This window comes from Methylobacterium sp. (genome assembly GCF_028290105.1).
GTDB lineage: Bacteria > Pseudomonadota > Alphaproteobacteria > Rhizobiales > Beijerinckiaceae > Methylobacterium.
This window is the reverse complement of the sequence record NZ_JAQGKL010000163.1, coordinates 13161-38276: the sequence shown is the minus strand read 5'-3', so window position 1 is coordinate 38276 and position 25116 is coordinate 13161. Positions and strand designations below refer to the sequence as shown.

Here is a 25116-nt window from a genome sequence, read left to right as displayed (position 1 = left end):
CAGCTTCAGTCGCCTCGCGTCCCCGTTGTCAATTGATCGCGCGCCACCAACAGACGTAGGGATTGAGGATCGGTCGGGATTGTCAGGTCCGGTGTCGGAGGCCGATCCGCGAAGCGCTCCGGCACGCCGTCGGGTTTTCGCGTTCCTTCGCGCGGCGAATGGGTCTAAACGGCGCGGCGCGGTGCATCTCGGCACGCGCCCCGATTCGTGATCCCGCTCGACAATCGTGACCCGCTTACCTGCCGCGTACGCAGGAGTGAGCCCCAAGGAGCCCCTCGGCCATGCCGATCCTGACCTTCCCCGACGGCAACACCCGCAGCTTCGAGACCGCGATCACCGGCCGCGCCATCGTCGAGGGCATCGCCAAGTCGCTGGCCAAGCGCACCGTCGCGATGGCGCTCGACGGCACGGTCCGCGACCTCGACGACCTCGTCGAGCACGATGCCCGCATCGAGTTCCTCGACCGCACCGACCCGCGCAGCCTCGAGCTGATCCGGCACGACTGCGCCCACGTGCTGGCGGAAGCCGTGCAGGCCCTGTGGCCGGGCACGCAGGTCACCATCGGGCCGGTGATCGAGAACGGCTTCTACTACGATTTTGCCCGTGACGAGCCGTTCACGCCGGAGGACTTCCCGAAGATCGAGGCGAAGATGCGCGAGATCATCGCGCGCGACGCGCCCTTCACCAAGGAGGTCTGGAAGCGCGACGACATCCGCGCGCTGTTCGCGGGCAAGGGCGAGGCCTACAAGGTCGAGCTGGTGGATGCGATCCCGCCCGGGGAGGACCTCAAGGTCTACCGTCAGGGCGAGTGGTTCGACCTCTGCCGCGGCCCGCACATGACCTCGACCGCCAAGGTCGGCACCGCCTTCAAGCTGATGAAGGTGGCGGGCGCCTATTGGCGGGGCGATTCCAACAACCCGATGCTGACCCGCATCTACGGCACCGCCTGGGCCACGCAGGCGGATCTCGACGCCTACCTGCACCGCCTGGAGGAGGCCGAGCGCCGCGACCACCGGCGCCTCGGGAGGGAGATGGACCTGTTCCACTTCCAGGAGGAGGGGCCGGGCGTCGTGTTCTGGCACGCCAAGGGCTGGACGGTGTTCCAGGAGCTGATCGCCTACATGCGCCGGCGCCTGCGCGGCGACTACCAGGAGGTCAACGCCCCCCAGATCCTCGACAAGGCGCTGTGGGAGACCTCCGGCCACTGGGGCTGGTACCGAGAGAACATGTTCGCCGCCCAATCCGCCGGGGACGAGGCCGAGGACAAGCGCTGGTTCGCGCTCAAGCCCATGAACTGCCCCGGCCACGTGATGATCTTCAAGCACGGCTTGAAATCCTACCGCGACCTCCCCCTGCGCATGGCCGAGTTCGGCGTAGTCCACCGCTACGAGCCGTCGGGGGCCATGCACGGCCTGATGCGCGTGCGCGGCTTCACCCAGGACGACGCGCACATCTTCTGCACCGAGGACCAGCTCGCCGACGAGTGCCTGAAGATCAACGACCTCATCCTCTCCACCTACGCCGATTTCGGCTTCGGCGAGATCGTGGTGAAGCTCTCGACACGGCCCGAGAAGCGGGTCGGCTCGGACGCGCTCTGGGACCATGCCGAGGAGGTCATGACCCGGGTGCTCGCCCAGATCGAGGAGCAGTCGGGCGGCCGGATCAAAACCGCGATCAACCCGGGGGAGGGCGCGTTCTACGGCCCGAAATTCGAGTACGTGCTGCGCGACGCCATCGGGCGCGACTGGCAATGCGGCACGACGCAGGTGGATTTCAACCTGCCGGAGCGCTTCGGTGCCTTCTACGTCGATGCCGAGAGCGGCAAGAAGCCCCCGGTGATGGTCCACCGCGCCATCTGCGGCTCGCTGGAGCGGTTCACCGGCATCCTGATCGAGCATTTCGCGGGGCACTTCCCGCTCTGGCTGGCGCCCGTGCAGGTCGTGGTGGCGACCATCACGGGCGACGCCGACCCCTACGCCCGCGAGGTGGTCGCCGCCGCGACCCGCCTGGGTCTCAGGGTGGAAGCCGATCTGCGCAACGAAAAGATCAACTACAAGGTGCGCGAGCACTCGCTGGCCAAGGTGCCGGTGATGCTCGTGGTCGGCCGCAAGGAGGGCGAGGAGCGCACGGTCTCGGTGCGGCGTCTGGGCAGCCAGCAGACCCGCACCGGGGGTCTCGTCGAGACCCTGGCCGCCCTGGTGGCGGAGGCGACGGCGCCAGACCGCATCCGGGCGGATTCCGTGGCCGAGACCGTGCCGAGCGCGGGCGTCACCCTCGACGCGCAGCACGGCGAGGCGCCGACGCCGTAGGCGATGCGTTACCGCTGCCCGGTCGCGGGCGGGGAGGGGGCTTCAGGCCCTCTGCCCTTCGCCGGGCCTTCGGTCACCCCGCCGTGGCCTTGACCTCGATGTCCCGGTTCATGCCGCTCTCGACCTTGAACTCGCGGGTGTAGACCTGCCCGTCGTGGCGGGCGATGAGGACGTAGTCGCCCTCCGCCAGGGTCACCTGCGGGAAAGCGCCGATCGCTTCCCGGATGGTGTCGCCGCCCGGGGTCAGCACGCTGAAGGCGGTGCCGGCGAAGGCTTCCGCACCTTCGGCGGCGACCAGCTTCAGGGTCAGGGTCGCGGCCCGGTGGTTGAGGGTGGCGTCCGTGACCTTGCCGTTCTCCACCTTGAGGTCGGCGCGCTGGATCGCGTTCGAGCCGCCATAGGTCGAGACCACGTGGTAGGTGCCCTCGGGCAGGCGCAGGAGTTCGCCGGCCTTGACGCCGCTGCGCACGAGGCGGCCCTCGGAATTCGTCCCGATCGGCACGAAGACCGAAAAGGCGAGTTCGTCGGGGCTGAGCTTCACGTCGCCGATGGCGCCCGAGAGCCTGAGCGCCCCGGCGCTGACCTTGAGCTGCTCGGCCACCGGCTGGCCCGCCATCACGACGCGGCGCGAGGCGCTGGCGAAGCCGTAGGTGACGGTGGCGACGTAACTGCCCGGAGCCAGGGTGAAGCTCGGCTCGGCGGCCTCGGAGCGGGCGACGATGCCGGGCTTGGCTCCGTCCGGCCGGTCTTCGTAGATGCGCCAGGCCAGGCCCGAACGCAGGGGCTTGTCGCCGCCCGCGAACACCGCCGTGAGGTTCAGGGCCGCGCTCACCGCGCTGGGCAGGGGTGGCACGGACGGTCCGGACATCGACGGGGAGGGGAGGTTGGGCCCGATCCGGTTCTGGAAGGCGTTGCCGTCCTGGGCGATGGCCGGCGGCGCCACGAGGAGGAGGGCGCAACCGAGGATGCCCAATCCGTGCCCAGCCCGTGCCATCCCCGATCCTCCCGCATCCCGTCCGGCGTTGCCAAGCCGGTCCCGGCGCGCCATCTCTCGAAACGACCGCGACGCCCCGGCCCCAGGCCTCTGGAACCGGACCATGGCGGCGGCAAGGCCGCACTGGCAAGTGCCTGACTGGCAAAGCCGCACCGGCAAGACCCCGATGGCGTCGCTGCGCCGCTCGTCCGTTTCGTCTCAAAGGTTCCATGAACGCCACCCTCGACCTCCTGCGCACCCGCCGCTCGGTCCCGCCGCTCCGCCTGGAAGGACCGGGGCCGGACCCGGCCGAGCTCGACGCGATCCTGACCCTCGCGGCGCGGGTGCCGGACCACGGCAAGCTGGCGCCCTGGCGCTTCCTGGTGATCGAGGGCGAGGCCCGCGCCCGCATCGGCGCCCGCATCGGTGAGGCCTACGGCGCCGACCATCCGGAGGCGGACGCCGCCCGTCTCGACCTCGAGCGCAACCGCTTGGCGCTGGCGCCCCTCGTGGTGGCGGTGGTCTCCCGCGCCGGCCCGCACGTGAAAATTCCGGAATGGGAGCAGGTGCTCTCGGCGGGCGCCGTGGCGATGAACCTCGTGATCGCGGCCAACGCCTCGGGCTTCGCCACCGCCTGGCTCACCGAGTGGTTCGCCTACGACCGGCGCATCCTCGACGCGCTCGGCCTCGACCCGCGTGAGCGGCTCGCGGGCTTCATCCATGTCGGGCGCGCGCAGGAGGTGCCGCCCGACCGGCCCCGGCCGGATCTCGCCGACATCGTCACCCGGCTCTGAGGCTCCCATGCATTACGATTCCGAGACCAAGGGGCTGCCCCACAACCCCCTCAAGGCCCTGGTCGCGCCCCGCCCGATCGGCTGGATCAGCGCCATGGACCGGGCGGGCGCGGTCAACCTCGCCCCCTATTCCTACTTCAACGCGGTGGCGTCCGGCCCCGACATGGTCATGTTCTCCTCGGCCGGGCGCAAGGACGCGATGACCTTCGCGGAGGAGGGCGGCGAGTTCGTCTGCAATCTCGCGACCTTCGACTTGCGGGAGGCCATGAACGCCACCTCGGCGCCGCTGCCGCGGGGAACGAGCGAGTTCGCCCATGCGGGCCTGACCCCGGCGCCCTCACGCAAGGTGCGCCCGCCGCGCGTGGCCGAATCCCCCGCCGCCCTCGAATGCAAGTGGCTCCAGACGGTGCCGCTGACCCCGCTGGACGGCAGCGACGCCTCGCACTTCCTGGTGATCGGGCAGGTGGTCTCGATCTACATCGACGACCGCTTCATCCGGGACGGCCTCGTCGACACCGGCGCCATGCGGCCGATCCTGCGCGGCGGATATTTCGATTACTTCACCGCCGAGCCCGAGACCCGGTTCGAGCTGCGCCGCCCGCCGGGTGCGGGCGGTTAGGGAACCGCCCGACGCCCCAACCGCTCCGCGATGGCGATGCCGCCGACGACCAGCGCCAGGGCCAGGGCGTCGTGCCAGCGGAACGGCTCGCCGACGAGCAGGATAGCGAGCCCGGCCCCGAAGATCGGCACGAGGTTGACGAAGAGGCCCGCCCGGTTCGGGCCGATCAGTTCGACGCCGCGCATGAAGGCGAGTTGCGCAACGAGCGAGGGCCCGAGGGCCACGAAGAGCACGATGGCCCAGCCCTTCGGGGTCGGCCAGATCGTGTGGCCGAGGGTCCATTCCGCGGCGAGCGGCGGCAGCGAGGTGAGGAGCGCCGAGACCGCCACGGCGGTGAAGAAGCTCAGGCCCGAGACCTTGGGCCGGGCGGAGAGCGCCACGGTGTAGCCGGCATAGAGCGCGCAGGCGGCGAGCATCAGCACGTCGCCCCGGTTGAAGGCGAAGTGGGCCAGCACCCGCCAATCCCCGTGGCTGGCCGCCACCACGGCGCCCGCCAGGGTCACGGCGACACCGAGGATCTGGGCGCCCGTCACCGCGACCCGGTGGACGACGTAGTTGATGAGGATGACGAGGACGGGGATCGCCCCCTGGAACAGGGCGATGTTGATGCCGCTGGTGAACAGGCCGGCGGCGTAGAACAGGCTGGCATAGAGGGTGTAGCCGCAAGCCCCCATCAGCAGGACGTAGCGCCAGTGGCGCCGCAGCCGGTCCCATTCCGCGACGAGGCCGGCCCGCGCCGGCAGGGCGAGCGCAAGGCAGGCGAAGGCCCAGCGCAGGCAGGTGAGCACCTGGGGCGAGACCTCGCCGGCCGCCCACTTGCTCGCCACCACGTTGCCGCCCCAGAGCAGCATCGTGAACACGAGGAGCGGATAGGCCGCCGCCGCCGGCTCGGGCGCGCGTCCGGTCGGCGTCTGCGGGACGCGCATGGGGCGGATCTCCCTCAAGGTGGACGGCGTGCGCCGGAAGCGTCAGCGGGATATCCCGTGGCGCTTCGCCGGGACAGTCCGTCCGGCGCAAGGCGGCCATCGAAAGGCGTCCGGTCGGCCGCACCGCTCGTTCCGCGGGCGGCAAAAGCCAGGGACAGGCCGCCCGCCCGGTATCGGATCTCGCGGCGAGGTCTTATGCCGGGGCAGGTCGATCGGCGGCACCAAGATCCGCGACATCGAAATTCCGCTGCACGGCCGCGCGGACGGGGGGGGGCGAGACATCCGGTGACGTGGCGCTTTCCTCTCGTCGGCGTCGTCGCGGCCGGCCTCGGCGTCCTCGCCGTGTCCCCGCAGGGCGCCGCCCTCCTCGACGAGCTGCGCGAGCACCTCGAGGCCGCGAAACCAAAGCCTGCGCAGACCAAACCCGCACATCTGCCGGCCCAGCGTACGGCGATCGAGGAGGGCCGCACCGTGGTGCGCCTCTCCGCGCAGGAGCGCGCCCGCATCGGCATCCGTACCGAGGCCCGGCCCTCCGCCGCGCACAGGGAGGAACTGCAGGCCTATGGCAGCGTCCTCGATCTCGCCCGGGTCACCGACCTGACGAACGCCCATGCGGGCGCCCGCGCGGCGCTCCAGACCGCGCAGGCGCGGGCCGAGGTCTCGCGCAGCGCCCTCCTCCGGGCCAGGACGCTCGGCCAATACGCCACCACCGTGCAGGTCGAAGCCGCCGAGGGCACGTTCCAGACCGACCAGGCGGCGCTCGCGGCGGCGGAATCGCAGGTCCGCACCCTCTCGGCCACCGCCCAGCAGGAATGGGGGCCGGTGATCGGCCGGGCCATCGTCGAGCGCTCGCCCGTCATCACCCGGCTGATCGAGCGCACGGATTTCCTCGTGCAAGTCACCCTGCCTCCGGGCGAAAGCCTGAAGGGCCCGCCAGCGGCGGCCTTCGCCGAGGTGCCGCCCCAGAGCGCGCGGGTCGCCCTGGCTTACGTCTCGCCCGCCACCCGCACCGACCCGCGCATCCAGGGCCTGAGCTTCTTCTACACGGTCTCGGGCGACAGCGGCTTCCTGCCCGGCATGAGCATGCTGGCCTTCCTCGCCGCCGATCGCAGCGTCACCGGCCTGAGCGTGCCCGAGGACGCGGTGGTGCACTGGCAGGGGGGGGCCTGGGTCTATCGCGGCGTCGGGCCCGACGCCTTCGCGCGCCACCGGCTGAAAGCCGATCCGCCGATGTCGGCGGATTCCTACGTGGTCGAGGACCTGCCCGGGGGCACCGAGATCGTGCTGGTCGGCGCGCAGGCGCTGCTCTCCGAGGAAATGAAGAGCCAGCTCCAGGTTTCGGGCGGTGTCGATGACGACTGACGGGCCGGATCGCCAGGTGCCGGGCCCGCGCGGGCCGCAGGCGGCGCTCGTCGCCTTCGCGGTGCGCTTTCGCGGCATCGTCCTGGCCCTCAGCCTGGCGTTGGCCGGATACGGCATCGTGGTCCTGGGCGATGCCCAGTACGACGTCTTCCCGGAATTCGCGCCGCCCGCGGTGGTGATCCAGACCGAGGCGCCGGGCCTCAACCCGGAGCAGGTCGAGGTGCTGGTGACGCAACCCGTCGAGGTCGCGGTCAACGGCCTGCCGGGGGTGGTCTCGCTCCGGTCGAGCTCGATCCAGGGCCTGTCGGTGATCACCGTCACCTTCGGGGCGGGCAGCGACATCTACCGGGTGCGCCAGCTCGTCACCGAGCGGCTGACGGCCCTGGCCGGCCGCCTGCCGCAGGGGGTGCTGCCGCCCGCCATGACGGCGCTGACCTCCGCCACCAGCACGGTGCTGCTCGTCGGCCTGACGACGTCCACCCGCTCCGACATGGACCTGCGCACGCTGGCCGACTGGACGGTCCGCCTGCGGCTGCTCGCGGTGCCGGGCATCGCCCAGGTCTCGGTCTATGGCGGCGCGGTGCGCTCGCTCCAGGTGCAGATCCGCCCGAACGACCTCGTGCGCTTCAACGTCGGCGTCAACGACGTCCTCGCGGCGGCGCGCAAGGCCACGGGCGTGCGGGGAGCCGGCTTCGTCGACACGCCGAACCAGCGCATCGCCCTCCAGACCGACGGACAGTCGCTGAGCCCCGAGGCGGTCTCCCGCACGGTACTCCTCAACGAGGGCGGGGCCAGCGTCACGCTGGCGGATGTGGCCAACGTCGTGGCCACCGGCGAGCCCGCCATCGGCGCCGCCCTGGTCGATGGCCGCCCCGGCGTGCTCCTCATGGTCGGCGCGCAGTACGGCGCCAACACCCGCGCGGTCACCGCCCGGGTCGAGGCGGCGCTGGAGGACCTGCGCCCGGCCCTGGAGCGCGAGGGCGTGATCCTCCACGCCGACCTGTTCCGCCCGGCCAACTTCATCGCCATCGCCAACGGCAACGTGCTCCAGGCCCTCGGGCTCGGCGGCATCCTGGTGGTCGTGGTGCTGTTCGTCTTCCTGTTCGACTGGCGCACGGCCGTGATCTCGGCGCTCGCCATCCCGCTCTCGCTGATCGCCGCCGTGGTGGCGCTCCAGGCGCTGGGCGAGAGCCTCAACACCATGACGCTGGGGGGCCTCGCCATCGCCATCGGCGAGGTGGTGGACGACGCGGTGATCGGCGTCGAGAACGTGGTCCGGCGCCTGCGCGAGAACCGCCGACTCGGCGGCCCGCGCCCCGAGGCACGCGTGGTGCTCGACGCCATCCTGGAGGTGCGCACGGCGGTGGCCTACGCCACCATCGCGGTCCTGCTGGTGTTCCTGCCGGTGCTGGCGCTGTCGGGTATCGCCGGGCGGCTGTTCGGCCCCTTGAGCCTCGCCTACATCCTGGCCGTGGTGGCCTCGCTCGCCGTGGCCCTCACGGTAACTCCGGCGCTCGCGATGCTGCTGCTGACGGGCCGGCGCGAGGCCGACACCCGCGACCCGCCGGTGATGCGGGCCGCGCGGCGGTTCTACGCCCGCCTCCTCACGCGGATCGACCGGCGCCCGCGCTGGATCATGTCCGTCGGCCTGCTGGTCACCCTCCTCGGCGCGGCCCTGGTGCCGTTCTTCGGCTCCACCTTCCTGCCCGACCTGAAGGAGGGCCACCTCATCCTGCACATGGCGGCGGCGCCGGGCACGTCGCTCCAGGAATCGATGCGGCTCGGCACCCGCCTCACCGTGGCGCTCAAGGCGATTCCCGGCATCCGGGCGGTCGCCTCGCAGATCGGCCGGGCCGAGGCCGGCCAGGACACCGCCGGCACCCATTACAGCGAGGTCCACATCGACCTCGAGCCCGGCCTCGACGGGGCGGGGCAGGGGGCGGCCGAAGCCCGCATCCGTGGCCTGATGGCGAGCTTCCCCGGCGCGGCCTTCTCGCTGAAGACCTTCCTGACCGAGCGCATCGAGGAGACCGTGTCGGGCTTCACGGCGCCGGTGGTGATCAACGTCTTCGGCAACGATCTGGCCGCCATCGAGGCGGCCGCCCGCGACATCGCCGGCGAACTCGCCGAGGTGCGAGGTGCCGTCGACATCCAGCAGAGTTCGCCGGCGGGGCTGCCCCAGGTCAATGTGGGCCTGCGCCCGAACGATCTGCGCCATTGGGGGCTCTCGGCCATCGAGGTGATGGAGGTGGTCCGCACCGCCTACCAGGGCGACATCGTCGGCCAGACCTATTCGGGCAACGCGGTGTTCAACGTCCTCGTCATCCTCGATTCGGCGACCCGCGGGCGGCTCGCCGCCTTGAGCGACCTCCCCTTGCGCGGCTCCGGCGGCCGGGTGGTGCGCCTCGCGCAAGTCGCGGACATCTACGAGACCTCCGGGCGCTACCAGGTCCAGCACGACGGCGCGCAGCGGGTCCAGGCGGTGACCGCCAACGTGACGGGGCGCGATGTCGCCGGCTTCGTGGCGGACGCCAAGCGCAAGATCGCCCGCGAGGTCGCGCTGCCGCCCGGCACCTATGTGAGCTTCGCGGGCTCCGCCGAGGCCCAGGCCCGCGCACGGCGCGATCTCCTGGTCTATTCGGGGCTCGCCGGCCTCGGCATCGTGCTGCTGCTCGCCATCGTCACGGGCAGCGCCCGCAACCTGATGCTGGTCCTGGTCAACCTGCCCTTCGCCTTCGTGGGCGGCGTGCTGGCGGTCTTCGCAACCGGGGCCGTGCTGTCGCTGGGCTCGATCGTGGGCTTCGTGACCCTGTTCGGCATCAGCTTGCGCAACACCATCATGATGATCGCGCATTACGAGCACCTCGTCGGGGCGGAAGGCCTGCCCTGGGACCGCGACACGGCGGTCGCGGGCGCCGCCGACCGGATGGTGCCGATCCTGATGACCTCCCTCGTCACGGGCCTGGGCCTGCTGCCGCTGGCGCTGGGGTCCGGCGAGCCCGGCCGCGAGATCGAGGGTCCGATGGCCATCGTCATCCTCGGCGGCCTCGTCACCTCGACGGTGCTGAACCTCCTGATCCTGCCGACCCTGGCCTTACGCTACGGGCGTTTCGTCGCCCCGCAGGGCAGGGCGCTCGAACCGGTCGTTTGAGGCGCCCGCCTCACGGCGGGGGACCGCCGTCACACGCGAGTGTGCCCACGTGATTATGCGGGATGCGCGCCCGAACCTACACTGAGGCCGAGGCCACCTCTCGCGGGACCACGCCATGCGCCGGACGCTGCTGATTACCCTCCTCCTCGCACCGCTCCTGCCCGGGTCGCCTGGCGCGCGGGCCGTCGAGATGCCGGTGCCGCCGCCGGTGGGCGCCGCACCCGCCCCTCCCGTCCCCATCCAGGTCTTTCCCCTGACCCGGGTGGTGCCCAAGGGCGAGGCGCGCGGCATCGCCTTCTTCGCCTACCTCTATCCCGACTGCACGTCGCAGGGCCCGGTGGTGGCCCGCATCCTGGAACCGCCGCGCCACGGCACCGTGAGCTTCGCCACGATCGATTCGTTTCCCCGCTACGGCGCCGGGGCACCGCTCGCGTCCTGCAACGCCAAGAAGGTCACCGGACTCCGGATGACCTACGAGGCGGAGGACGGTTTCGAGGGCTTCGACACCCTCCGCATCCTCACCATCAACCCGGATGGAACGGCGGCCGAATACGAGGTCAAGGTCTGGGTGCGCTGAGCCTTCGACCGAACCGTGCGGGATCAGTAGCGGGACCGGCGGTGGTGATGACGGCGGTGCATCGGCGGCGCGCTCCGCATCCGACGGCCCATCATGCTGCCGCCGGCCGCATTCCGATGCATCTCGCCCATGTTGCTGTTGCCGGTGGCGGCGGCATCCCGATTCAATCCGTCACCGGGAGACGCCATCGTGATCGTGCTCACGCCGAGGAGGAGACCCAGCGTCAGCGTCGTGCCGAGCAGAAGCTTGTTCATGTCCGCAGATCCTTTGAGGGCAGATCCTTCGAGGCAAGACGCCACCTCACGAGAACAGGACTGCCCCGGCCGAGTTCCGCTGGCCAAATTCTGGGGGCCAAGCTCTGCACGGTCGGCGTCGCATGCAGGGGAGGGACCGTCCCCGTACCGTTCGAGGCAGGCGCCACGGCCCAGGTGCAGCCCGGGAAAGACGGACAGAGCCGTCCCTGAAGCCAGGAACGCCGTTCGCATAAGATATATTATGGAACCTGCCTCGGTCCAAACGGGGGGAAGGGGGCTCGAAGACGGGGCATTTACCCTCTCCCGACACCCGGCATTCACGCAATCCGCCGTCGCCTGTGGGTGAGACCCGCAGTCAAGGCCTGATGACAGTCACCGTCGTACCGTCATCCGTGCAAGCCCCTCGCGTTTGTCACAATTCCTCCCCATAATACATGATACCGCGCGGCACCCGAGCGGTCGCCCGCCCGAATCAGTCTCCTCCCGAAGCGAACGCGATGCCGATTTTTGCGCGCCCCACCGCAGCCTCGATCCTTGCCGCGATGGCGTTCGGGTCCATTGCGTTCGCCCCCGGGCTCCCGGCACGGGCCGAGCCCGGCCACGAGCGCGTGGCCCTGGCGCATTCGGACCTCGCGACCGATGCCAACCGGTCCGGGCCGGTGATCCGGGCGGCGATCCCGCGCCGGGCCCTGGCCCGCCTGCCCCGCCTCGCCTCCCTCATCGCCAAGGGCAACGCCATCCGGATCGTGGCGTTCGGCTCCTCCTCGACCGAAGGCTCCGGCGCCTCCTCGCCGGCCACGACCTACCCCGCCCAGCTCCAGCGCGACCTCGAGGCCCGGCTGAGCCTGACGGGCGCCGAGCATTCCGCCGTCACGGTGCTGAACCGCGGCAAGGGCGGGGACGATTCCGAGGCCATGGCCCGGCGGCTGGAGCGGGACGTGCTCGCCGACAAGCCGGACCTCGTGATCTGGCAGACCGGCAGCAACGACCCGATGAGCGGCGTCAGCGTCGAGCGCTTCTCGGAACTGACCCGCGCCGGCATCCTGGCCATGCGCGCCACGGGGGCCGACGTGGTGCTGATGGACCAGCAATGGTGCCGGAAGCTCCAGGCCACCGACGGGGCCGAGCGCTACGGCACGGCCCTGCACGCCATCGCCAGCGAGCTCAACGTGCCGGTGATCCGCCGCAACGCGCTGATGCGGGCCTGGGCCGCGCAAGGGGTGCTGTCGGCCAGCCAGATGATCGGTCCCGATGGCCTTCACATGACCGATGCGGGCTACGACCGCCTGGCCCGGGCCGCCACCGCGCAGCTCCTCGCCAATGCCGGACTGCCGCCGGACGCCTCCAGCCAGAACTGAGACCGGGGCGGGGGAAGCCGCCCTCCTCCCAGGGCCAGACGTCCAGAAGGCTATACGTCCAGCGAGACGCGCAGGCCGTCATGGGCCGGCACGACGTGCGGCGGCAGCTTGGCGCTGAGCGTCGCGTAGTCGAGATCGGTGTGCAGGTTCGTCAGGATCGCCCGGCGCGGGCGGACCGTCTCGATCAGCGCCAGAGCGTCCGAGACCGAATAATGGGTCGGGTGGGGGGTTTCCCGCAGGGCGTCGATGATCAGCAGGTCGAGGCCGTGCAGACGCGCCCGCGACGCCTCCGGCATCAGGCTGACATCGGGCGCATAGGCCACCGGCCCGAAGCGGAAACCGAGGGCCGCCTCGTTGCCGTGCTCCATGCCGAAGGGCAGGGCCGCCACGGCGCCGCCGGGGCCCTCCACATTCATCATCTCCCCGTCCGCTAGATCGTTCATGTCGAGGATGGGCGGGTACTCGCTGCCGGGCGGCGTCTCGAAGCAGTAGCCGAAGCGCGTCTCCAAGAGGCTTCGGGTCCGCGCGTCGGCGAAGACCGGGATGCGCCGGCGCATGTGGATGACGAGCGCCCGCACGTCATCGATGCCGTGGGTGTGGTCGGCATGGGCATGGGTGAACAGGATCGCGTCGAGGCGCGCCACCTGCGCCGCGAGAAGCTGCTCGCGCAGGTCCGGCGCGGTGTCGACGAGGAGGGTGGTGGCGGGCCCGTCCCGGCCGTCGTGCCGCTCCACCAGCAGCGAGCAGCGCCGGCGCCGGTTTCGCGGCTCGCCCGGATCGCAGGCGCCCCAGCCGTAGCCGACGCGGGGCACGCCGCCCGAGGAGCCGCAGCCGAGGATCGTCACTGTCAATGCGCCCATCGGCACCTCCGCGCCCGTTGGTATCGGAGGGGGGCGGGGCCTGTCACGCCCCGATCCCGGCCGTCTGCCGGCCCCCTGCCCCGCTCACCCGAAAGCCGTTCATCCGACAGCCTTCGGGAACAGGCGCCGGAAATTGGCCGTGGTCAGGGCGGCGAAGTCGCCGAAATCCATGTCGAGGGTCTGGGCCAGGGCGCGGGCGGTATCGGCCGTATAGGCCGGCTCGTTGGTGCGGCCGCGATGGGGTTCGGGCGCCAGGAAGGGGGCATCGGTCTCCACCAGGATGCGATCGCGCGGCACCTCCCCGGCGATCGCCCGCAGGTCGTGCGAGCGCCGGAAGGTGACGATGCCGGAGAAGGAGACGTAGAGGCCGAGTTCGACGCCCGCCCGCGCCAGCCGGGCGCCCGACGAGAAGCAGTGCAGGACCGCCGTGAACGCGCCGCGCCCCATCTCGTCGACGAGGATCGCCTCCATCGCCGCGTCGGCATCGCGCGAGTGGATGACCAGGGGCAGGCCGGTCTCGCGAGCGGCCGCGATGTGCCGCCGGAAGACGCGCTCCTGCACCGCTTCCGGCGCGGCGTTGTCGTAGTGGAAATCGAGGCCCGCCTCGCCGATGCCGATGCAGCGCGGGTGATGGGTGTGCGCCACGATCGTCTCGGTCGGCACGTCGGGCTCGTCGCCCGCGCCATCCGGATGCGTGCCGATGGTGTGCCAGATCTCGGGGTTCGCCTCGGACAGGGCCTCGTAGGTTTTGGCTTTCGCCACCCGCGTGGAGATCGTCAGCATCCGGGTCACGCCGGCGGCGCGGGCGCGGGCGATGACGTTGGGCAGGTCCTCCGAAAAGTTCGGGAAATCGAGGTGGCAGTGGCTGTCGACCAGCATGGATGGGCTCGGCTCTTTTTCGGTGAGGGGCGGCCTCGTCCTCAGGACGCGGACGCCTCCGGCTCGACGAAGCGCGGGAACAGGCCCACGGGGGCGGGGAGCGGCGTGCCGGGCACCAGCCGACCGCCCTCCCCCACATCGGCCAATCGGCGCCGGTCCGCCGGAACGGCCAGGAGGTCGAGGAGCCGGGCGCCCGAGCCCGGCATGAAGGGCTGCACCAGGATGCCGATGGCCCGCAGGGTCTCGGCCACCACGTAGAGCGAGGCCGCCATCCGTGCCGGATCGGATTTGCGCAGGACCCAGGGCTTCTGCGCGTCGAAGTAGCGGTCGGAGGCCGTCACCACGGACCAGATCTCGGCGAGCGCGGTGTGCAGCGCGAGCTTGTCCATGGCGGTGCGCACGACCCCAGGCAGGGCGTCGGCGAGGGCAAGCAACGCCCGGTCGTCTTCGGTGAGTTCGCCGTGCTCGGGGACAAGGCCGGAACAGTTCTTGGCGATCATCGAGAGCGAGCGCTGAGCGAGGTTGCCGAGGCCATTCGAGAGGTCCGCCGTGTAGCGGGTGATGATCGCCTCGTGGCTGTAATTGCCGTCGCCGCCGAAGGGCACCTCGCGCAGCACGAAGTGGCGTACCGCGTCGACGCCATAGGTCGCGATCAGGTCCATCGGGTCGACGACGTTGCCGAGCGATTTCGACATCTTCTCGCCCTTGGAGAGCAGGAAGCCGTGGCCGAAGACGCGCTTCGGGAGCGGCAGCCCCGCCGACATCAGGAAGGCCGGCCAGTAGACCGCATGGAAACGCACGATGTCCTTGCCGATGACGTGCAGGTCCATCGGCCAGAACTTTTTTCGCGCGTCCGACTCGTCCGGAAATCCGGTGACCGTCAGGTAGTTCGTCAAGGCATCGACCCAGACGTACATGACGTGGTCGGGGTGACCCGGCACCGGCACGCCCCAATCGAAATTGGTGCGGCTCACCGAGAAGTCCTTGAGGCCGGAGCGCACGAAGCTCGCCACCTCGTTGCGGCGGGTCTCCGGCCCGATGAAGTCCGGCTGGGCTTCGTAGAGAGCGAGCAGCCGGTCCTGGTAGGCCGAGAGGCGAAAGAGAAAATTCTCCTCCTCCATCCAGGTGACCGGCGTGCCGGTGGCCTTGGCCACGGGCGTCCCGTCGGGGCCGGTCTCGAGCTCGTCCTCGGCGTAGTAGGCCTCGTCACGCACCGAGTACCAGCCGGAATATTTCGACAGGTAGAGGTCGCCGTTGGCCTCCATCCGGCGCCAGAGATCCTGGGCGGCGGCGTAATGCTCGGCCTCGGTAGTGCGGATGAAGTGGTCGTGGCTGCAATCCAGGGCCTCGGCCATGGCACGGAAGCGCGCGGACATGTCGTCCACGAGCGCGCGGGGCGTGACGCCGGCTCGGGCGGCGGTCTGCTGGATCTTGACGCCGTGCTCGTCGGTGCCGGTGGAGAACAGCACCGCGTAGCCGTCGAGGCGCTTGAAGCGCGCGATCGCATCCGTGGCGATCACCTCGTAGGCATGGCCGATATGCGGCGCGCCGTTGGGATACGAGATCGCGGTGGAGAGGCTGAAGGTCTTGGCGGCTGCCGGGTCGGTCGCGGTCACGTCGAAAGGTTCCCCGGATACAGGGTTGGTGGGATCAGCGGTTCATGGGATCACAGGATGGCGCAGGATACCATGCCGCGTCAGGCGGCGGCGCGGAGCGCACCGGCCAGGTCGCCGAACAGGGACAGGACCAGCGGCCGGCGGTCGAGATTGTAGATCGCGGCCTCCCGCGCGGCGCGGGCGATCTTGTCACATACCTCGACCAGGGCCGCAAGGCGGGCCGGTGGCTCGTGGCGGCGCCGGTCGAGTTCGGCCGAGACGAAGCGGAACACCGTGTCGAGGCTGGCGGCGAAGAGCTCGTCGGATTCGCGGGCCGAGAGCTTGTCCGCCAGCGCCAGAATGCGGCGCCAGTCCGGGTGGTCGAGGCGGGCCAGCAGGGTCTCGACCTCCGCGACGAGGTTGGCCGTGGCGGGATCGAGCATCGCCACGGCACCCGCCACCGAGCCCTCAGAGAGCCGCGCCGCGCGGGCGAGCGCCTGTGGGTCGGGCTGCACGAAGGGCGGGGCGAAGCGCGCGATCGCGCGGGCGACGTCGTCGTCGCTCAAAGGCCGCAGGGTCAGGGCCCGGCAGCGCGAGCGGATGGTCGGCAGGAGCCGCCCCGGCGCGTGGCTGACGATCAGGAACAGGCAGCGCGGCGGGGGCTCCTCCACCATCTTGAGCAGCGCGTTGGCGCTGTTGGCGTTGAGGTCCTCCGCGCTGTCGACGATGCAGATGCGGTAGCCCGCATTGCCGGCGGTGGAGCCGAACAGGTCGAGGGCGTTGCGGGCGGCATCCACCGAGATCTTGGTGGCGAGCGTCTTGGCGTTCGGGGCGCGGGTCCGGCGCAGGGCCACGAGATTGGGGTGCGACAGGGCCGCGACCTGGCGCGCCGCCGGATGAGCGGGATCGACCGCGAAATCCCTAGGCACGTCACGCGCGGCGGGGTTGGCGATGAGCCAGCGGGCGACCCGGTAGGCCAGCGTCGCCTTGCCGATGCCGCGCGGCCCGCCGATCAGCCAGGCATGGTGCAGGCGCCCCGAGGCGATGGATTCGGCGAAGGCGGCCTGCGCCTCCGCGTGCCCGAAGAGCGCGTCCTGCTCGCGCGGGCGCGGGACCTCGGGGAGGTCGCCGGGCTCGACATCCTCGGGCGCACGCTCAGGCCGCATGGCCACCGACCGTCTCGGAGGCGTTGGGGAAAAGGCGCGGCAGGCGGTCGGCCACCACGGCGCGGATCGCAGCCTCGACGGCATCGGCGGGCAGGGCCGCGTTGACGACCGCGCAGCGCGCGGGCTCGTCGGCCGCGATGGCGAGGAAGGCCGCGCGCAGGCGCGCGTGGAAGGCCAGGGCCTCCGCCTCGAAGCGGTCGGGCCCCTCGTCCGCCCCCGCAGCCTGGCGGGCACGGGCGCGGGCGAGCCCGAGTTCCGGGTCGCAATCGAGGATCAGGGTCAGGTCCGGCCGGGTCTGCCCGACCACCACCTGCTCCAGGCTCGCGAGCACGGCGGGATCGAGGCCGCCGGCCGCCCCCTGATAGGCCCGCGTCGAGTCGGTGAAGCGGTCGCAGAGCACGATCTCGCCCCGCGCCAGCGCCGGGCGGATCAGGGTATCGAGATGGTCGATCCGGGCGGCGGAGAACAGCAACGCCTCGGCGAAGGGGCCGTAGCGCTTGGCGGTACCCGAGAGCAGCGCCTCGCGGATAGCCTCGGCCTTGGCCGAACCGCCGGGCTCGCGGGTCGTCAGAACGGGCCGGCCGGACTGCGCGCGCAGGTGCGCGGCCAGGCGCCGGATCTGCGTCGACTTGCCGGCCCCCTCCCCGCCCTCGAAGGTGATGAAGCTTCCCCCGCCCGTGTCGCCCGCCGTCACGATTTCGCGCCGGCCTTCTCGAAGGCCCGGCGGAACAGGCCCGTGCCGACCTCCCAGGTCGCGTCGAGCGCCCGCTGCGGGATGGTGCCCGCCTCGACGGTCTCCCCGGCGTAGAGCGGCTGGTCGAGGGCCTGGGTGTCGCCGCGCGTGATGCGCAGGCGGCCGATCTCGCGGCCCTGCTCCACGGGGGCGACGAGGGGCCCCTGGTAGACCGCGCGCGCCGTGATCTTGTCGCCGGAGCCGCGCGGCAGCAGCACCCGCACGGGCTTCTTGGCCACCAATGGCACGCCGCCCTTGGCGCCACCGTAGACGGAGGCCTCCGCCACGGTCTCGCCGGCGGCGAAGATCTGGCGCGGCTCGAAGGCGCGAAAGCCCCATTCCATCAGCTTGCGCGATTCCGCGGCTCGGTCGCGGGCGGTCTTCAACCCGCTCACGACCATGATCAGGCGCTGGCCGCTCTGCACCGCCGAGCCCGTCAGGCCGTAGCCGGATTCCTCGAGAAAGCCGGTCTTGAGCCCGTCGGCGCCGATGTCGAGGGTGAGCAGCGGATTGCGGTTCTGCTGCTTGATCTTGTTCCAGGTGAATTCGCGCTCGGCGAAGATCTTGTAGAGATCCGGATAGGTCTCGATCAGGTGCAGGGCGAGCTTGGCGAGGTCGCGCGCGGTCACCTTCTGGTCGGGGGCCGCGTAGCCGGTGGCGTTGCGGAAAGTCGAGCGCGTCAGGCCGATCACCTTCGCCCGCTCCGTCATCATCCGCCCGAAATTCTCCTCCGAGCCGGCGATGCCCTCGCCGATGGCGATGGCGGCATCGTTGCCCGATTGCACGATGAGGCCGCGCAGGAGATCGGACAGCTTGATGCGGCTGTTGAGCTGGGCGAACATCGAGGAGCCGCCGCCCCCCGCCCCGCCCCGGCGCCAGGCGTCCTCGGTGATCTGGAACTCCGAGTCCATGCTGAGCCGGCCCTGCCGGATCTCGTTGAACACGATCTCGGTGGTCATCAGCTTGGCCATGCTGGCCGGGGAGAAGAGTTCGTCGGCGCCCTTCTCGAACAGCACCGAGCCGGAATCGGCATCGATCAGGATCGCGTGGGGAGCCGCCGTCTGGAAGGTCTGGGCCCGAACGTCCCGCCCGCCCGCGAGGCTCATCGCCAGCATCGCGGAGGCGAGGACGACACCCGACATCACGCTTCGCCGCACCGTCACGCGCCTCGCGTCCACACGCCCCGCGAGGCCCAGTCCCCTATGCCCCGTGGGGACCCATCTCAGACTCATTCCCTGCCTCACGCGGTCCCGTCATCGCCCCCACGATCAAGCGTGACGTTACAGGCATTTGCCGCCGAGATCGAACGCAAAGTCGTGTGCGATCCCCGTCCCGCGACGACGCGTGTCCGGATTCGACGGGACGACGCTGCGAGCCTCAGCGCACCTCGGCGAACTGGGCGCGCGACCGCGCGCCGGCCTTCGCGACCTGGGTCGGCGTGGTGGTGATGGCGGCCTTGGCGGTGACGGATGGCTTGACGTTGACAGGTGCCTTGGCGGCGACGGCGACCCGCGTCGCCATGCCCTTGGCACCACTGACGCTTGGCGCGGCGGCATCCGAAGCCAGACGGGCCAGCATCGCCTTCGGCGCGGGCCCGGCCGTGGCCTTGCCGGGGAGCCGAGGCGCGGGAGGGGTGGCGGCGGCATGCGACGGCGCGGCCGCGCGGGCCGGAACCATCGGGCTCGCGGCTGCAAGCCGGACGCCTGCCGGGGGCCGGATTTCCGTCCCGGCCACGGCCCTCACCGGCTGCATCGCCTTGAGCGATGCGGGTGCGGCGGCGAACCGGCCCGCGCCGGCCTCCGAACGGGCCGGGTCCGGCCGGGCGCCGGCGAGCCGCAGGGGCGGTGGCGTGAGACTGAGGGGGGTCGCGCGGGGTGCGGCCTGCGCCATGGCCGGCGGGTTCTCGGACGGGCTGTGCCGCACGGGCCGGAACGCCTCCGCGCGCACGGCCGTCGGCTGCAGGGCGGCCGGAACGGCGAGGGTGGCGGCGCTCGCCACCAGAACCGGGGCGGGCCGGACGGGGCGCGGGGTGGCCTCGGGCGCCTCGCCGATGGCCGCCACGGTCTCCTCGCCGACCTCGCTCTCACCGGCTTGCCTGAAGGCGAGGGCCGGGCGGCTGGCGCGAGCGAGGCGCTCGGAGGACACCTGCGGCGCGTCGGGGCCGAGATCGGCCAGCATCACCGGCGCCTGGCCACGGATGGCCGCGGGCTGGCCGTCGGTCCGCAGGGTGGCGAGCAGCTTGCGGTCGTCGCTGCCGGCGGTGGAGGCCTTGCCGGCATACTCGACGCGGACCCGCGCGGTGCCGCTGCGGCGGAATTCCAGGGCCTCGGCCACCTCCTCGGAGACGTCCATCACGCGGTTGGCGTGATAGGGGCCGCGATCGTTCACCCGCACGATCATCGAGTGCCCGTTGGCGAGGTTGGTGACGCGGGCATAGCTCGGCAGCGGCAGGGTCGGGTGCGCGGCGGCGATCGAGTGGCGGTCGAAGACCTCGCCATTGGCGGTCATGCGACCGTGGAAGGCGGAGCCGTACCAGGAGGCCAGGCCCTCGCGGACATAGCCCTTGGCGTCCTCGCGCGGCACGTAGGTGCGCCCGGCCACCACGTAGGGCTTGCCGGAGAAGCGGCGTCCGCCGCCCTTCGGGATGACATCCCCCTCCTCGTAGAGGCGCGGGCTCGCCTTGACGCCGTATTTCGAGTCGCGGCTCGAACCACTCGGGGAACCGGCGGCGAATTTCTGGGTGTTCTGCGCGCAGTTGGCGGTGGTGAGCGCCACGGCCGAGACGGCCAGCAGCCGCCAGAGCGGAAGCGGGGCCGGGCCCGGATGTCCGGCCTTCGTCGTACGCGCCATCGCGATGATCCGCCCCAAGCCCTCGCCCCGATACGCACAACACGCTGGATCGGCCCGCCGGCGGGCAAGAGCAGGACCGGCCGGACCCTCGGCGGACGCGCCGTGCGCCCCATCCGAGACGCGAAGATTGTCCCAACGGCGTAAAGGAAGGCTGAACAACGCCGATAGCGGGCTCGACGTTCGTATCGGAGGAAGGGGCGGCCCGGGGCGAATGTCGCGTGTCAGGCTATGCGGGCAAACACCTCAAGGCACAGGATAAACTTCGATCGGGCCTCGGCCGCTCCGCCCATCCCGGATCGTATGAAAAACGTCCGACTCCGCCTCACAGGAAACATCCAGGAACCCTGGCAACACGTTGCCGGGGTTCTTCTTTCGTAACCCGATCCTGCGTCCGAGTGTCAGCGCCCGCCCGGCTCGTTGAGCTGGTCGATCGACTGGGCCCCGCGCTGCTTGAACAGCAGGTCGAGGGCCTCCAGCATCAGGCCGTGCATCTTGGCGCGCTCGGCATGGGCGATGTCGCGCAGCTGATCGTAGACCGGCGGCTCGAGGTAGACCGACATCTGCCGGGCGCGTTCCTTGAGGGTGGCATTGGTGCGCCGGGGCGGGGCGGCACCGGTATCCAGCTGGACGATCTCTGCTGTTTGCTGAGGCTTGGCGGTCGGCTGAGACTTGGCGTTCTGCAAAGACTTGGCCGGCGGTGCCGACGCGGCCACGATGGAGGCGAGACTGAGCTTAGGCGGCTTTGGCATGCTTGCTCACCTGCATGCGCTTCTCGATCCAGCCCCAGAGCTTGCGCACCTCCTGGGCGGCTTGGCCCTTTGGGTTGAACTCGGTGACCCCCTGGCCGACACCGATGGCGTCCTGGTGGTCGGTGCGGGCGACGATGTTGACGTCGGGCAGGATGCCGAGCACGGCCAGACCGTCGGCGGCGTCGCGGATGCGGTAGGAGCGCGGCGGCGTCTGGTTCAGCACGAAGGCGAACTTCTTCTCCAGCCGGTAGATCGCCGCCAGCGTCGGCTTGAAGGCGCGCAGATCCGCGGGCGTCGGGCGGCACGGGATGATGCAGAGATCGGCGGCGCGGATCGCCGAGAGGGTGCCGGCGGAATCGACCCCGGGCGTATCGATGAAGACGTAGTCGTAGGCCGACTCGCGCAACTGGGCCATGACGCCCTCGATCTGCGTCGCGTCGATCTGCGCGACCTCCGGGCCCTCGGCGCTGCGGTGGTCGAGCCAGTCGCTGATGGTGGCCTGACGGTCCATCTCGAGGATGCAGACCGAGAGCCCGCGCTCCTGGGCGGCGACCGCCAGCGAGATGCAGAGCGTGCTCTTGCCGCTGCCCCCCTTCTGGGTGACGAACGTGATGGCTTTCATCTTGGCATCCCTTCGCGAACGTCGACGAATCCGGGTGGTGGCTGTGCGGCGGACAGGTCCGGCAGGCCCGGATCGGAGGCGGGGACGGTCGATGGCCCCCGTCCTGTGACCCAAGGATGCTGCGATCCCGGATGTCGCCGATCATGGTTAACCAACGGTTAAGCCTGTCCGCAGCGCGCGGTCCCTCTCAATCAATCTCAGGTTGATTTTCTAGTGGCTGACGGGTCGGGGTCTCTTTCCGAATCCCACGACTCTGCCTACGGTACTGCTGGTGCGAAGCCGATCTCGTCTGCACGACCACCCAACCTCAGGTCATAGTCAGGTATGTTCAGGATGCCATCGCGGACGTCCCTGACGCACCCCGCGTCCCTCGATCCGGATGACGGCGAGGGCCCGGGCGGCCTGCATGCGGCCCTGGCCGCCTCGGGCGTCGTCGGGGCCTGGCTGCACGACATCGGGGCGGATTGCCTGGCCGTCTCGGTGCCCCTGGCCCTGGCGCTGGGGCTCCAGCCGGAGGAGGGCGCGCGCGGCGTGCCCCTGGCCGCCCTCCTCGCCGCCATTCACGGGGAGGACCGGGCCCGCGTCGAGAACGCGCTGCATGCGGCCCTCGCGCGGGGTGGGGCCTTCGCCGTGGCCTTCCGCACCGCCCCCTCCCCGCGCTGGCGGGACCTGCGCTGGATGGACCTGCGCGGGCGCGTCGAGCGCGACGCCGCAGGCCGGCCGTCGCGGGCGCGGGGCATCGTCCTCGATCTCACAGAGGACCGGGGGCACGCGCCCCGGGACCAGGACATCGTGAACCGGATGGCCGAGCACGCCATCGCCCTGCGGGGCCTCGCCGACGACCTCGAACGCCCCGGGCTGACCCGGATCCTCGACCGTCTCATGCTGGAGATCGGGCTCGAACTGGCGCGCCACCTCCGGGCCGGGCCGGAGGGGCAGCGGCATTGATCCGCCCTCAGCGGGGCAGGGCGCTGGCCTCCTGGGCGGGGCGGATCCGCGTCCGGGCGAGAGCCCGCAGGGACGCCCCCGAGCCGGGCCGGGCCAGGGCCCGAACGTAGGCGGCGATCAGCCCGGCGCAGTCGCGCGGGGCCTGACCCGAGCGCGCGGGCGGGTCGGCGTCGGAGCCCTGCCCGGCTGCCCGGGCGAGCAGCACCCGGGCTGCATCATCCTGCGCGGGCGGCTGCAACATGTCATGCGCCAGCAGCAGATCGCCCTCCCCGCCGATGGCGAGGCAGGTCTCGGGCTCCGCCTGGCGCATGGCCCGCAGGAGCAGGCGGCCGATCTCCACCCAGGTCGCGTCGTCGGCGCCGCGCAGGACCCGGGCGATGTCCGCCTGGGCGCGGGCGCGCAGGCGGTCGAGGGCCTCGAACTCGGTGAGCCCGGCCCGGTAATCGTCGAGGTAGCGGGCGGCCATCGCGGTCAGGATGTCGTCGCGCCCGGAGAGCGCCTCCAGAAGCGGCAGCGCGCGCAGGATCGCCGCCCGGGCGCCGGCCGGGCTCGGGTCGTCGTCGAGGGTGGAATCGGGGAAGCGGTCGGTCTCGACGCCCTCGGTGACGACGCGGGCCTCGATCAGCCGGGCGGCGTCCGGAATCCAGAGGTCGTCGGAGGCGACGCCGAGGGCCTCGTCGGCGAAGGCCGGGTCGACGCCCGCCGCCACGTAGGCGGCCCGCTCGGGCGCGGCGTCCGCCTGCACCACCTGCCCGAACAGGCCCGGATCGTAGGGCGCGTGGAAGCCGAGGCGCCCGTTCGTCACGAGGTAGCGGGCGGAGCCCCGCACGAAGGCGAGGGTGCAGGCCGAGACGCAGTAATCGGGGACGTAGGTGGCAAGCCCCCGGGCGGCGACGAGGTCGCCGATCGCCGTCGCCTCCTCCACGAGGCCGCCCTCGCTGGTGAGGTGGATGCGCGCCACCTCCGGATGGGCGGCGAGCAGCACGGCCAGGCGCGCGGCCGTCCCCTCCCCGATCTCGCCCGCGAGCCGGACGTCGCGCCCGTGCGGTCCCAGCGTGATGCGGGCCTCGGGCGCGGGCGGGCGGGTCCGGAACCGATCCTCCAGGCGCAGCGACAGGGTCCGGGAGAGGGCGCCGGGGCTGGTGCCGGAGGCCGTCAGGGCGGCGCAGGCCGCCCCCGCCAGGAGGCCCATGCAGAGCCCCCACGCCCGAAGCCCGCCACCGAACCCGCGCGCCCGAACCCCATCCGCCGCCATGCACCAGCCCTCCCGGTCCGGCGCCCCCGACAAGTGTCGCGGCGCCAAGAGCGGCCGAGTATTGGCGTGGCGAAGTCCCGCGCAAACACCCCGTCAGTCACCGCACAGTCGAGGTGGGCCTCGGGATTTGAGGAAAGAGACCTTTATCGGCGCGATGCCGTCGCCCCGGGGGACAATGGCCTGTCGAGGGGGCCTGGCAGCGGTCGTTTCTTCCCGCAGCCTGTCGACTATGCCGCAGGCAACCTCAAGCCGGGTCCGGCGCCCGCAGGAGGTAGGTGTCCATGATCCAGCCGTGGCGGGCCCGGGCGGCGGCGCGGACGTCGAGGATCTCGGCCGCGACGGTGCCGAGGCGGCCCGCGACCAGGATCTCGTCGGCGGTGCCGAGATAGGCGCCCCAGTAGATCGTCAGGTCGGGGTCGAGGTGGTCGAAGCGCGGATGGCCGTCGAGCATCACCACGGTGGTGTCGGTGCCGGCCGGCAGACCCTCGGCGACCTGCCGCCCCGTGGTGATGTGAATCGGCCCGCCGATGCGGTTGAGGGGGATGCGGTGGCCCGCCGCGAGCGCCTGGACGCTGGTGATGCCCGGGATGACGCGGACCGCCAGGGCCAGGCGCCCGCGCGCCAGGATGCGCTCGAGGATCCGCAGCGTGCTGTCGTAGAGGGAGGGGTCGCCCCAGACCAGGATGGCGCCGGTTCCAGCCTCCCCGAGTTCGCCTTCGATCATCGTCTCGTAGAGGGCGGCGCGCGCCGCGTGCCAGGCTTCCACGGTGGCCCCGTAATCGGCCGGGTTCCGGTCCCGCTCGGGGTCCTGCGCCTCCACGAAGCGATAGGGGCGCTCGGTGAGGTAGCGGGCGCAGATCTCACGGCGCAGTTCCACGAGGTCGGCCTTCTCCCGGCCCTTGTCGAGGGCGAAGACCACGTCGACGGTGTTGAGGGCGCGGACGGCCTGAATCGTCACGTGCTCGGGGTTGCCGGTGCCGATCCCGATCACCAGGAGTGTTCTCATCGCGCGCCGTCCTCAACGCTCCCCCGAGGGAAAATCCCGCGCCGCCCGCTTAACCAAGGAAACCCGCCAAGCCAAGAAAGCCCGCTGACCCAAGAAAGCCCGCTGACCCAAGGAAACCCGCTGACCCAAG

The 25116-nt window shown here is 71.3% G+C and carries 22 protein-coding genes; 8 read left to right on the top strand and 14 right to left on the bottom strand.

Annotation, left to right across the window (positions count from 1 at the left end; all coding sequences use genetic code 11):
• Positions 1-281 precede the first annotated feature (281 nt).
• Positions 282-2309: a threonine--tRNA ligase gene (gene thrS / locus JWQ05_RS11950; protein ID WP_299658663.1), complete on the top strand. Its 2028-nt coding sequence runs from the start codon at positions 282-284 to the stop codon at positions 2307-2309.
• Between the two features lie 73 nt (positions 2310-2382).
• On the opposite strand, the gene JWQ05_RS11945 is transcribed toward thrS, so the two are convergent.
• The gene (locus JWQ05_RS11945; protein ID WP_299658662.1) at positions 2383-3303 is read right to left on the bottom strand and encodes a hypothetical protein; all 921 of its coding nucleotides are present in this window, start codon (positions 3301-3303) and stop codon (positions 2383-2385) included.
• Between the two features lie 209 nt (positions 3304-3512).
• Here JWQ05_RS11945 and JWQ05_RS11940 point away from each other — a divergent pair, with 209 nt between their 5' ends.
• Positions 3513-4076, top strand: a complete 564-nt coding sequence (locus JWQ05_RS11940; RefSeq protein ID WP_299658661.1) for a nitroreductase — start codon at positions 3513-3515, stop codon at positions 4074-4076.
• Between the two features lie 7 nt (positions 4077-4083).
• Complete coding sequence (locus JWQ05_RS11935) at positions 4084-4695, top strand: flavin reductase family protein (RefSeq protein ID WP_299658660.1); 612 nt, start codon at positions 4084-4086, stop codon at positions 4693-4695.
• On the opposite strand, the gene JWQ05_RS11930 is transcribed toward JWQ05_RS11935, so the two are convergent.
• Entirely contained in the window at positions 4692-5621 is a 930-nt protein-coding gene (locus JWQ05_RS11930; protein WP_299658659.1) for a DMT family transporter, read from the bottom strand. The genes JWQ05_RS11935 and JWQ05_RS11930 overlap by 4 nt on opposite strands.
• Positions 5622-5906: 285 nt before the next feature.
• On the opposite strand from JWQ05_RS11930, the gene JWQ05_RS11925 reads away from it, so the two are divergent.
• From JWQ05_RS11925 to JWQ05_RS11915, 3 genes are all read left to right on the top strand, one after another.
• Positions 5907-6983 carry an efflux RND transporter periplasmic adaptor subunit gene (locus JWQ05_RS11925; protein ID WP_299658658.1) on the top strand — a complete coding sequence of 359 codons (1077 nt, stop codon included), beginning with the start codon at positions 5907-5909 and terminating at the stop codon, positions 6981-6983.
• Positions 6973-10134, top strand: a complete 3162-nt coding sequence (locus tag JWQ05_RS11920; protein ID WP_299658684.1) for an efflux RND transporter permease subunit — start codon at positions 6973-6975, stop codon at positions 10132-10134. Before JWQ05_RS11925 ends, JWQ05_RS11920 begins: the two co-directional genes overlap by 11 nt.
• 115 nt (positions 10135-10249) lie before the next feature.
• Entirely contained in the window at positions 10250-10711 is a 462-nt protein-coding gene (locus JWQ05_RS11915; protein WP_299658657.1) for a hypothetical protein, read from the top strand.
• Positions 10712-10734: 23 nt separating this feature from the next.
• Here JWQ05_RS11915 and JWQ05_RS11910 read toward each other — a convergent pair whose 3' ends face one another.
• Positions 10735-10965 carry a hypothetical protein gene (locus tag JWQ05_RS11910; RefSeq protein WP_299658656.1) on the bottom strand — a complete coding sequence of 77 codons (231 nt, stop codon included), beginning with the start codon at positions 10963-10965 and terminating at the stop codon, positions 10735-10737.
• 497 nt (positions 10966-11462) lie between these two features.
• On the opposite strand from JWQ05_RS11910, the gene JWQ05_RS11905 reads away from it, so the two are divergent.
• Positions 11463-12323, top strand: coding sequence for an SGNH/GDSL hydrolase family protein (locus JWQ05_RS11905; RefSeq protein WP_299658655.1), 861 nt, complete (start codon positions 11463-11465; stop codon positions 12321-12323).
• Between the two features lie 50 nt (positions 12324-12373).
• Here JWQ05_RS11905 and JWQ05_RS11900 read toward each other — a convergent pair whose 3' ends face one another.
• From JWQ05_RS11900 to JWQ05_RS11860, 9 genes are all read right to left on the bottom strand, one after another.
• Positions 12374-13183, bottom strand: coding sequence for an MBL fold metallo-hydrolase (locus tag JWQ05_RS11900; protein WP_299658654.1), 810 nt, complete (start codon positions 13181-13183; stop codon positions 12374-12376).
• A gap of 99 nt (positions 13184-13282) precedes the next feature.
• Positions 13283-14062, bottom strand: coding sequence for a TatD family hydrolase (locus JWQ05_RS11895; RefSeq protein ID WP_299658653.1), 780 nt, complete (start codon positions 14060-14062; stop codon positions 13283-13285).
• 41 nt (positions 14063-14103) lie between these two features.
• Positions 14104-15678, bottom strand: coding sequence for a methionine--tRNA ligase (gene metG, locus JWQ05_RS11890; protein ID WP_299658652.1), 1575 nt, complete (start codon positions 15676-15678; stop codon positions 14104-14106).
• A gap of 80 nt (positions 15679-15758) precedes the next feature.
• Positions 15759-16823, bottom strand: a complete 1065-nt coding sequence (locus JWQ05_RS11885; protein ID WP_299658683.1) for a DNA polymerase III subunit delta' — start codon at positions 16821-16823, stop codon at positions 15759-15761.
• Positions 16813-17517, bottom strand: a complete 705-nt coding sequence (gene tmk, locus JWQ05_RS11880; RefSeq protein ID WP_299658651.1) for a dTMP kinase — start codon at positions 17515-17517, stop codon at positions 16813-16815. Before tmk ends, JWQ05_RS11885 begins: the two co-directional genes overlap by 11 nt.
• Positions 17514-18671 carry a D-alanyl-D-alanine carboxypeptidase family protein gene (locus tag JWQ05_RS11875; protein WP_299658682.1) on the bottom strand — a complete coding sequence of 386 codons (1158 nt, stop codon included), beginning with the start codon at positions 18669-18671 and terminating at the stop codon, positions 17514-17516. Before JWQ05_RS11875 ends, tmk begins: the two co-directional genes overlap by 4 nt.
• A 262-nt stretch (positions 18672-18933) precedes the next feature.
• On the bottom strand, positions 18934-20406 hold the full coding sequence (locus tag JWQ05_RS11870; protein ID WP_299658650.1) for a septal ring lytic transglycosylase RlpA family protein: 1473 nt from the start codon (positions 20404-20406) through the stop codon (positions 18934-18936).
• 398 nt (positions 20407-20804) lie between these two features.
• Complete coding sequence (locus JWQ05_RS11865) at positions 20805-21155, bottom strand: ribbon-helix-helix domain-containing protein (RefSeq protein ID WP_299658649.1); 351 nt, start codon at positions 21153-21155, stop codon at positions 20805-20807.
• Positions 21139-21777: a ParA family protein gene (locus JWQ05_RS11860; protein WP_299658648.1), complete on the bottom strand. Its 639-nt coding sequence runs from the start codon at positions 21775-21777 to the stop codon at positions 21139-21141. The genes JWQ05_RS11865 and JWQ05_RS11860 overlap by 17 nt, the downstream gene beginning before the upstream one ends.
• Positions 21778-22110: 333 nt before the next feature.
• On the opposite strand from JWQ05_RS11860, the gene JWQ05_RS11855 reads away from it, so the two are divergent.
• On the top strand, positions 22111-22725 hold the full coding sequence (locus tag JWQ05_RS11855) for a PAS domain-containing protein (protein WP_299658647.1): 615 nt from the start codon (positions 22111-22113) through the stop codon (positions 22723-22725).
• A gap of 7 nt (positions 22726-22732) precedes the next feature.
• Here JWQ05_RS11855 and JWQ05_RS11850 read toward each other — a convergent pair whose 3' ends face one another.
• Complete coding sequence (locus JWQ05_RS11850; RefSeq protein ID WP_299658646.1) at positions 22733-23980, bottom strand: hypothetical protein; 1248 nt, start codon at positions 23978-23980, stop codon at positions 22733-22735.
• Positions 23981-24224: 244 nt separating this feature from the next.
• Entirely contained in the window at positions 24225-24986 is a 762-nt protein-coding gene (gene cobF / locus JWQ05_RS11845; protein WP_299658645.1) for a precorrin-6A synthase (deacetylating), read from the bottom strand.
• Positions 24987-25116 lie beyond the last annotated feature (130 nt).

Coding starts and splice junctions, on each gene's coding strand:
- JWQ05_RS11865 (WP_299658649.1), bottom strand. CDS start 21,155: ATGCCAAAGCCGCCTAAGCTCAGTCTCGCCTCCATCGTGGCCGCGTCG.
- JWQ05_RS11945 (WP_299658662.1), bottom strand. CDS start 3,303: ATGGCACGGGCTGGGCACGGATTGGGCATCCTCGGTTGCGCCCTCCTC.
- JWQ05_RS11910 (WP_299658656.1), bottom strand. CDS start 10,965: ATGAACAAGCTTCTGCTCGGCACGACGCTGACGCTGGGTCTCCTCCTC.
- thrS (WP_299658663.1), top strand. CDS start 282: ATGCCGATCCTGACCTTCCCCGACGGCAACACCCGCAGCTTCGAGACC.
- JWQ05_RS11870 (WP_299658650.1), bottom strand. CDS start 20,406: ATGGCGCGTACGACGAAGGCCGGACATCCGGGCCCGGCCCCGCTTCCG.
- JWQ05_RS11885 (WP_299658683.1), bottom strand. CDS start 16,823: ATGCGGCCTGAGCGTGCGCCCGAGGATGTCGAGCCCGGCGACCTCCCC.
- JWQ05_RS11905 (WP_299658655.1), top strand. CDS start 11,463: ATGCCGATTTTTGCGCGCCCCACCGCAGCCTCGATCCTTGCCGCGATG.
- JWQ05_RS11895 (WP_299658653.1), bottom strand. CDS start 14,062: ATGCTGGTCGACAGCCACTGCCACCTCGATTTCCCGAACTTTTCGGAG.
- JWQ05_RS11855 (WP_299658647.1), top strand. CDS start 22,111: ATGCCATCGCGGACGTCCCTGACGCACCCCGCGTCCCTCGATCCGGAT.
- JWQ05_RS11930 (WP_299658659.1), bottom strand. CDS start 5,621: ATGCGCGTCCCGCAGACGCCGACCGGACGCGCGCCCGAGCCGGCGGCG.
- JWQ05_RS11920 (WP_299658684.1), top strand. CDS start 6,973: ATGACGACTGACGGGCCGGATCGCCAGGTGCCGGGCCCGCGCGGGCCG.
- JWQ05_RS11850 (WP_299658646.1), bottom strand. CDS start 23,980: ATGGCGGCGGATGGGGTTCGGGCGCGCGGGTTCGGTGGCGGGCTTCGG.
- JWQ05_RS11915 (WP_299658657.1), top strand. CDS start 10,250: ATGCGCCGGACGCTGCTGATTACCCTCCTCCTCGCACCGCTCCTGCCC.
- JWQ05_RS11940 (WP_299658661.1), top strand. CDS start 3,513: ATGAACGCCACCCTCGACCTCCTGCGCACCCGCCGCTCGGTCCCGCCG.
- JWQ05_RS11935 (WP_299658660.1), top strand. CDS start 4,084: ATGCATTACGATTCCGAGACCAAGGGGCTGCCCCACAACCCCCTCAAG.
- JWQ05_RS11860 (WP_299658648.1), bottom strand. CDS start 21,777: ATGAAAGCCATCACGTTCGTCACCCAGAAGGGGGGCAGCGGCAAGAGC.
- JWQ05_RS11900 (WP_299658654.1), bottom strand. CDS start 13,183: ATGGGCGCATTGACAGTGACGATCCTCGGCTGCGGCTCCTCGGGCGGC.
- cobF (WP_299658645.1), bottom strand. CDS start 24,986: ATGAGAACACTCCTGGTGATCGGGATCGGCACCGGCAACCCCGAGCAC.
- JWQ05_RS11875 (WP_299658682.1), bottom strand. CDS start 18,671: ATGCTGGCGATGAGCCTCGCGGGCGGGCGGGACGTTCGGGCCCAGACC.